The organism is Gilliamella sp. (genome assembly GCF_024104075.1).
Taxonomy (GTDB): Bacteria; Pseudomonadota; Gammaproteobacteria; order Enterobacterales; family Orbaceae; genus Gilliamella; species Gilliamella bombi.
In genome coordinates this window covers 39,623-48,355 of record NZ_JAGGHR010000013.1, presented here as the reverse complement: position 1 = coordinate 48,355, position 8,733 = coordinate 39,623, and the positions used below count along the sequence as shown (strand labels likewise).

General features: G+C 33.7%; 6 protein-coding genes and 1 pseudogene. 6 read left to right on the top strand and 1 reads right to left on the bottom strand.

Going from position 1 to position 8,733, the window contains the following annotated elements; genetic code table 11:
- Positions 1-208: 208 nt before the first annotated feature.
- A complete protein-coding gene (locus J6569_RS05570) occupies positions 209-1,642 on the top strand; it encodes a hypothetical protein (RefSeq protein ID WP_296317994.1) in 1,434 nt (477 codons plus the stop codon).
- A gap of 103 nt (positions 1,643-1,745) precedes the next feature.
- On the opposite strand, the gene J6569_RS05565 is transcribed toward J6569_RS05570, so the two are convergent.
- Complete coding sequence (locus J6569_RS05565) at positions 1,746-3,338, bottom strand: ABC-F family ATPase (protein ID WP_034910532.1); 1,593 nt, start codon at positions 3,336-3,338, stop codon at positions 1,746-1,748.
- A gap of 739 nt (positions 3,339-4,077) precedes the next feature.
- On the opposite strand from J6569_RS05565, the gene J6569_RS05560 reads away from it, so the two are divergent.
- The 5 genes and pseudogenes from J6569_RS05560 (at position 4,078) to J6569_RS05545 (ending at position 8,722) form a co-directional block, all read left to right on the top strand.
- Positions 4,078-5,838, top strand: a complete 1,761-nt coding sequence (locus J6569_RS05560) for a hypothetical protein (RefSeq protein WP_085164085.1) — start codon at positions 4,078-4,080, stop codon at positions 5,836-5,838.
- Between the two features lie 263 nt (positions 5,839-6,101).
- Positions 6,102-6,194, top strand: a pseudogene (locus tag J6569_RS11250) (riboflavin synthase); the annotation flags it as partial.
- Between the two features lie 101 nt (positions 6,195-6,295).
- Positions 6,296-6,850 carry a YbhB/YbcL family Raf kinase inhibitor-like protein gene (locus J6569_RS05555; protein WP_065589802.1) on the top strand — a complete coding sequence of 185 codons (555 nt, stop codon included), beginning with the start codon at positions 6,296-6,298 and terminating at the stop codon, positions 6,848-6,850.
- 25 nt (positions 6,851-6,875) lie between these two features.
- A complete protein-coding gene (locus J6569_RS05550; RefSeq protein ID WP_085164084.1) occupies positions 6,876-7,658 on the top strand; it encodes an AraC family transcriptional regulator in 783 nt (260 codons plus the stop codon).
- 212 nt (positions 7,659-7,870) lie between these two features.
- Positions 7,871-8,722: a carboxylate/amino acid/amine transporter gene (locus J6569_RS05545; RefSeq protein ID WP_065589804.1), complete on the top strand. Its 852-nt coding sequence runs from the start codon at positions 7,871-7,873 to the stop codon at positions 8,720-8,722.
- Positions 8,723-8,733: the final 11 nt, after the last annotated feature.

Here is an 8,733-nt window from a genome sequence, read left to right as displayed (position 1 = left end):
CACAACACAACACAACACAACACAACACAACACAACACAACACAACACAACACAACACAACACAACACAACACAACACAACATTAATTTATTCTTTGTGTAAAAAAATATTATCAAGTAAATTCCTCAAAAATTCATTCTTTGTTTATAAAAATTGCCATAAATACATTATTTATTATCTTAGATTGATAAAAATACGAAAAATTCAGATGATAAATTTCATCTTTTTTATCTTTATGACATTATTGACCATTACTAATAGTTATGCTGCTTTATCTGCAAAGACAATAAAAACAATTGAAGGTTCAGCCCCTTATATAAAATTAAATGGCTCTGCTATTAATGAACTGGCTGATTTATTGAGTTTTCAAAAACCTGATATTTCCTCTAACTATGTAGTAATTCATCCATCAATAAATAAAGTAATTTATGCGCATAATGGGGATAAATTTAATCAATTTATTACAAAAGTTGTTGCTGATGGACAACCAAAACGTTTATCAAATATTGTGGGAGTAAGTTATGGTGATGATGATGGTGATTTCGCTCATTCAACTATGGGAATAACAGGTACATTAACTGCTACTTGGCGCTATCGACAGTCAGATGGTACGATAAGAACGTTATCTGCTGATGAATTAAAAAACAAATTAGATTCATGCCAAAGCCCATATCAATTGACGATTAGCGCTAATGGTGTTAAAGCGCAATCTCAATATGGTATACCATTTGAACATGCTTATGGTAGTCTTAGTAAAACGTATACAATAAAAGTTGATGATTTCAAAGTTTGCTATATAAAGCCTGCTAGTTTACAAATTTATGATGCTTCTGGCGTTAACAAAAACACTTGTACCAATACAACAAATTGCAAATTTATTGGTGGTTATAATCCTAGAGTTTTCTTCCCTAATGAGGGTTTTTCGGCTTTGGCTCCTACTAAATTCCCCACAACGGCTTTTGATAAAGCAAAATTTACTTTAAGAATGAGTAATGAACAAAGTGATTATATTTATACATCAAGTAATCCGAATTTAGTCTCAATAAGTAATGTAGCGGGAAGTGAAGGTGTTGTTACCTTTAATTCATCCGTTCATCCCAATTTACCTTTTAATGTAATTTTAACAGCAAGGACAAAACCCAATATAATAAGGCCTTCAAAAACATCTATTTATTCTTTTACCATTAAAAAATGGATACGAGCACTTCCTCCAACACAATATAAAACAGAGGAGTATTTAAATACTGGAAATGGTATTTTTCCTGCAGCTAATGCTTGTGCTGGACGTGATTTAGGGATGATTAGTGCAGAAGAAGCGGCAAGTTATTTTTATTCACCAATGGAACTCAGCAATGCTCCAAGTGCAGCAACAGCTGTAACCGGGAATGGAACTGGATCATTTCCTGAATGGTATCATAATCGAGAAGCCCGATTATCTCGAGATATAGATGGGACGTTTTATGGTGAATGGGGGAATTTATATAAAGGTTATCCTAAGAATGGTTTTGATTTATCTCAAGGATGCACTTGGAGTAGTCAGGCGTATACAAATGGACTTATATTTGGCATTGATATCCAAAATGGTTATGTTGGTTATAATTTGCTTAAATATGATGGATGCACTCCTGTTTGTCGAAAATAGTATCGAGAAAAAGCTACTTTAGCATTGTATAAAAACAATAAAAATTATTAATATACAGAAAATAGCCACATTCGTATTTGTGGCTATTTTTAGTAATGGCTAATTATTCAATCCCTTGGCTACGCAAGTAATCTTCATAATTACCTGTGTAATCAATGACTTTTTCAGGTGTAATTTCAACAATGCGTGTTGCCAATGAACTAACAAATTCGCGATCGTGTGAAACAAAAAATAGCGTGCCTTGATAAAGCTCTAATGCCATATTGAGTGATTCGATAGATTCCATATCTAAATGGTTGGTTGGCTCGTCCATAACAATAATATTTGGGCGTTGCATCATCAATTTACCAAATAACATACGTCCTTTTTCACCACCTGATAGTACTTTGACTTGCTTTTTAATATCATCTTGTGAAAATAACAATCGGCCTAAAATACTACGTACGGCTTGCTCGTCATCGGTTGGCTGCTTCCATTGGCTCATCCAGTCAAATACAGTTAAGTCGCCTTCAAATTCGTATTCGTGATCTTGTGCATAATAACCAATATTGGCATTTTCAGACCATTTTATATCGCCTTGTTCGGGAGTAAGCTCGCCCATTAGTGTTTTTATTAATGTAGTTTTACCAATACCGTTAGTCCCTAAAATAGCGACTTTTTCGCCCACTTCGACCATTAGGTTTAAGTTTTTAAATAGTGGACCATTATCAAAACCTTTGGTCAGGTTTTCAACAACAAGCGCATTACGGAATAGTTTTTTATCTTGTTCAAAACGAATAAATGGATTTTGACGACTAGAGGCCTTGACTTCTTCAAGTTTAATTTTTTCAATTTGTTTTGCGCGCGAAGTTGCTTGTTTTGATTTAGACGCATTGGCACTAAATCGACTAACAAAAGATTGTAGCTCACTGATTTGTGCTTTCTTTTTGGCATTGTCAGCTAATAAACGCTCTCTCGCTTGCGTTGATGCTGTCATATAATCATCATAGTTACCAGGGTAGATGCGAAGCTCACCATAATCCATGTCTGCCATATGGGTACAGACCATATTTAAAAAATGGCGGTCATGCGAAATAATAATCATGGTGCTTTCGCGTTGATTTAAGGTGTCTTCAAGCCAACGGATAGTATCGATATCCAAGTTATTGGTCGGTTCGTCAAGCAATAAAATATCGGGATTTGAGAATAAGGCTTGGGCTAATAATACTCGTAATTTCCAGCCTGGTGCGATTTCGCTCATTAATCCATAATGTTGCTCAATTGGAATACCAACACCTAATAATAATTCACCCGCACGAGCTTCAGCGCTGTAACCATCCATTTCGGCGTATTGGGTTTCTAAATCAGCAACTTTAAAGCCGTCTTCTTCGCTCATTTCGGGAAGTGAATAAATGCGATCACGTTCTTGCTTAATCTGCCATAATTCGGTATGCCCCATAATTACGGTATCAAGCACGGTAAACTCTTCAAAAGCAAATTGGTCTTGGCGTAACTTACCTAATCGTTCATGAGGATCTAAAGCAACATTGCCAGAGGTTGGCACTAAATCACCACCAATAATTTTCATAAAAGTTGATTTACCACTGCCATTGGCGCCAATTAAACCATAACGATTGCCATTACCAAATTTAACTGAGATATTTTCAAATAATGGCTTACTGCCAAATTGCATTGTGATGTTATTTGTACTTAACACTAGAATTTACTCTCTTTAACATGCGTTTCACTCATATAAGTAATAATTAGCCTTTGAGTGAAGTCGCGGAAATATGAATTGGCGCATATTATGCCATAATTAATCATTTTTGAGGATCTTTGTTTTAGATAACGGCATTTAAGGAGGATATATTTAATATATTGTAAGGCATATGGAAAATCAGTGATATTTACTCTTTATGATTAAAATAATTCCCTAAATTCTACAAGATGTTAACCGTTTATCAAATTGCTTTAAACAACGTGAATCATTTCTAAAATTTATTTTTATTTTTGTTTCCAGGTTAATAGCGGAAAAATATCATCACTTGATATTACCATAATAACTCATTGATTTCCCTTAAAACCTTTTGAGTGAAAAATTCATTTAAATCAACATTCTATCTGAGAGATTTTTATTGTAACATGCACTAATCTTTTAAACATCTGAAGTGATTGATTTGTCGTTGAAAACTATCGACAAATCAATCCCAACAAAATTTAAATTTTATACTTAATTACTTTTTATACTGAAACACATAGTTACCTGAAACTTTTTGACAACATTCTCAGGGTTTTCATCGCAGACAAAAGCGCCCTAATGAATCAATAATTATCTTTTTACACTCCTTAACAAATACCCTAATTTCAAATTTGAAAAAACCGTTTAACCTATTTATACTTTATATTGAGTATATAAAATTAAAATAAATATATATTGAAACAAAGGAATTAGAAGCATGTTAACATGTTGTTTAATAGCTAGCTATCACTTGAGTTTATTTTTTGGATTGAAAACAAGACGTAATTTATTGATGGTAAGCATTACCAATTCGCTAATGCCTTTTCATTTAGGATTAAATTCGAATTTTAATTTACTTATAAAATCTTCAAGGTTTTTATTATCTCATTTTTCCATCACACTATTATTTATTGTTATAAGTCTATTATTAACTGCCAATATCAATATAGCAAATGCGTTAAGTGCGACAACCAGTAATGTAATCAATGGTAGTGCACCATATCTAACCTTTGATGGTGGATTAACTAAGGCAGAAAATACCGAAGCATTACTTGCAATAACTTTAGCAGATGAAATGGAGATAAAAGCAAATGAAGATGTATCAAGCTTCATAAAGCCGATAGAGCTACCACAAAGTATAAAAAAGTTTAGTGATATAAAAACAGTGGTGCCACTCCCAACATCAGGGAATAGCTATTATCCAAGTTTTGATTTAAATAATTTAATTGGTACTCCATACAATTATTGGGGCGATGATGATGGCGATGGTGATATAAGTGCCACTGGAAGTATAACTGTAAAGTGGCAAGATAATATGGGTAACGATATAACAGCAAACGTAAAAGCAAACCCAACCGAATTATTAAGTACTTCATGTGCTGCAAATTATCAATTAACGATAAAAGCAACCTCAGGCGAATTATCAACACGGTATGGTTCACCTAAAAAAAGTACTTTTAATGCAATAGAGCACACTTATTATATTAAACCACATAAAAATAATATAACCCCTTGTTCTGTATTATATGCACAACCCAATTTGGCCCATGATGACACTGCTTATGGCGACTATTATAATGAAAATTCAAATGGTGAGACATGGGTTGCTTGGAAGGGGTACAAAGTATCGAGTGCATCAAATAATGGAAATTACGAAAATGACTCAAGCATAAAAGAAAATAACTTTCCAAGTACAGGATCGCATGGATTGTATTTTTATTTGTTATTTGAAGGTATAACGCCAGCCGAAGTATTAGCAGCCAATGGTAATCTAGTTAGTGCAGAAGAGGGGGGAAATGTCAGTTTAATATTAAGCACCGAAAATACGCCAAGATGGAGGCATGAGTATTATGGACCTAAACCATATGGGTATAGCGAGCCAGGTTTGAAGATAACGTTAAAAGGGCCGCGTTATAACTCAAATGATAAAAGTTTTAACCCTGTAACTTTTAAACTGTATGCTGATAGCAGTAAGAACAAATTATTATATGAATTCAGGCTAATGCGTTGGTATATAGCACAGCCTAATGTTGTGTATAATGGAACAGGAAATGGCACAGATGCTCAAACAGCTGTAAGGAATTATTGTCACAGTTTAGGAAGCGGTTATCGAATACCTGATATGAATGATTATACGAACACTAATAGGAGAGGTTGGTCAGGTGGGATACCTGGACGGAATAAATGGGCTGCTCTTCGTCAATTGAGTTACCAAACTGGAGGAAGATGGATAGGGGGAATATTGAATGAATGGGGATGTATAGTCAATGACTGGAATGCTGCAGGCTCTGGTGGTGCATCCAAATGCAATGGTTATACTGGAACCGATTGGGATAGCTATATGTATTGGAGTGCAGATGTGTCATTAAGTGGTGATTATAAAGGTAAAGGAATGTGGGTAATATCGAATGTTGGTGCACCTCGTGTTTTCGGGGATTTTTCCTATTCAACTTATCGCGCTGTCTGTGTTACACCATAAAAAGACATTAATGGCAAATCCTTTGCACAGGATAGTTGCTGGTGAAATCTGTTTATCTCTAGGATTTACTAGCATTGTTTACAGTAATTTGAAAAATTGCTGTAATGGATATACATAAAAAACAAAACTAACGCCTTATTACAGACAAGAGATATGGCGCTTATATCATAAACGGTCACTGATTTGGCTAAAAGCTTTATGGTCATTCGCCCAACCATTTAACGTATTAAAGAAAGCCCGATTGAAGCTTTTGCCTTTTTGACAAGTAAGTAGGAGACAAAGTCAAAATTGAAATTGACTCACAAACTCAAGCCATTGTTGATATGGTTGAACGAGTATTAGCCGCAAGAGAATGATAATATTAATCGAATTTGTGTCATATTTAAGCTAATTTGTGCTGATTATAGATTGAAAATTCCTTATGATGGCTTTTATTTAATAGTTAAAAGAGGTTAACATGCGTATTTTGTACAAAGCGAAAGCCATTATTTATAGTACATTATTATTGAGTACAAGTTGCAGTAATGCGGCACAATTACAATTAACTAGCACTGATCTTGTCGATAGCGGGTTTACTGCTCGGTTTATATCCAATCAATTTGGTTGTCAAGGCGAAAATATATCTCCGCAAATTTCATGGCAAAATCTACCCAAAGCGACAAAAAGTTTAGTATTAACTATGTATGATCCTGATGCACCAACGGGTTCTGGTTGGTGGCATTGGGTGATTGTTAATATTCCTGTACAAACGCCGTTTATTAAACAATCAGCAGGAAATAATCCCAATTTATTACCTAAAGGAAGTAGGTTAGTACGTAATGATTTTGGCGTGATAAATTACGGTGGTCCATGTCCTCCGCTAAATTCGACTCATCGATATCAATTTACACTTTATGCACTAGACATTGATCACATTGAGGTTGATGAACAAACCACACCAGCTCTAATTGGTTTTATTGCTAATTCGCATCAAATAGCGAAGGCAGATATGATTTACTCCTACTCACGTTGATATTGGTTAATAGGCTATTAGGATTATGGATTTTGCTTCAATTGGTCGAGTGACTTATATAACACAACGTTGTAATCAAACCCTAAAGCAGATTCAAAGCAATGATCCAATGATTGTCTATGTCATAAATGGCGAAAAACAGATTGAATGTGAGGGCGAATATTTTAAGGTAAAAACAGGTCAATTAGTCCTGATTCCAGCAGGTAATTTAATGAATATAAATAATTTTTATATTGATGATAAGGATTATCAAGCCATCTGTTATTCTTGGCATGCACAGTTAATAGACCAATTTGCTTTATCTCATCTTTATCAGAATAGTCAAATTCTTAAAAAAATTAAAGTTGAAACAATATTACCTGAAACTTTTATTACTCGATTGGTACAGATTAAAACAGAATTATTGACCCATAACCAATGCAATTCTAATCTTGTTAAACATTTATTTATTGAATTATTAATTAGATTATCTGCATTTGGTGTGTATTTTCCCCTGAATAATAACCCAAAAATTAGCCAAAAAATTCGCGAAATTATTAACCAGCAGCCAGACAAAAAGTGGCAGGCAGCAGAAATTGCTAAACAATTTGCTATGAGCGAATCAACTTTACGACGACATCTTGCTTTAGAAGGATATAATTTATCCAAAATTATCTTAGATATAAGAATGAATTTTGGTTTAATGCTGTTACAAACTACCCAAAAAACGATCCTACAAATTGCCCAAGAAGTGGGATATGAATCAGGCTCTCGTTTTGCTTTTTACTTTAAACAACGTTTTGGTTTTTCACCAAAGAGGCTACGTTAGTCAATTTTTTATCACTAACATTTAATTTTATTTATTAAATTTTTTTATGCGTGTTCATTACCGTGGTTTCTCAAATTACTGTATATAGCGACAATTGTTCTTACAGGTTGTCAATTATTTTCTCATAGTAATCAATTTTTATGATATAAAGTTTACAAGTGTTAAGCCAATTGATACGATCTGTATCTAGTTATTTTTTATATTCATCAATTATGCTTTATCTTATTTTTGTGACAATTATTTGGTCATTCTCATTTAGTTTTATTGCGGTTTATTTAAGTGGACAAGTCGATTCTTGGTTTGCTGTTGTAATGCGAGTGCTATTTGCCTTTATAACTTTTATTCCATTTTTACGTTTTAAAAATATTCGTTTTAAGCAGATGTTGCTTTTAATGGGAGTAGGGGCATGTCAATTAGGGATTATGTACTTTTTTTATTATAATTCTTTTCAATATATTTTGGTGCCTGAAGTTTTATTATTCACTATTTTTACACCAATCTATGTCACGGTTATTTATGATCTATTGCAACAACATCCTTTAAGGCTTAGCTATCTTTTAATGGCAATTATTGCAGTAGTTGGTGCAGCCATTATTCGTTATGATCATATTAGTGCCAATTTTATTATCGGTTTTTTATTAATTCAGGGCGCCAATATTGTTTTTGCATTAGGTCAAGTAGGGTATAAAAGGATTATGGAGGTTTATCCAATGCCCCAACATCAAGCTTTTGCTTGGGTTTATTTTGGAGCAGTGATTGTTGCCAGCTTTGGCTGGCTGCTGTTTGGTGATGCATCAAAATTACCAACAACTAATTTGCAATGGGGAATTATTATTTGGCTTGGAATAGTTGCTTCTGGTGTGTGTTACTTTTTATGGAATTATGGTGCAACCAAAGTGGATTCGGGCACTTTGGCTATTATGAATAATGTAGTTATCCCAACAGGAATTTTAGTGAATGTAGTGATTTGGCATCAATCCATTGATTGGGGGCGATTTTTAATTGGTAGTACTGTTATTATTTTTGCCTTAATTTTACATAATAAATTTAAACGTATTAAATGATACTCAATCAA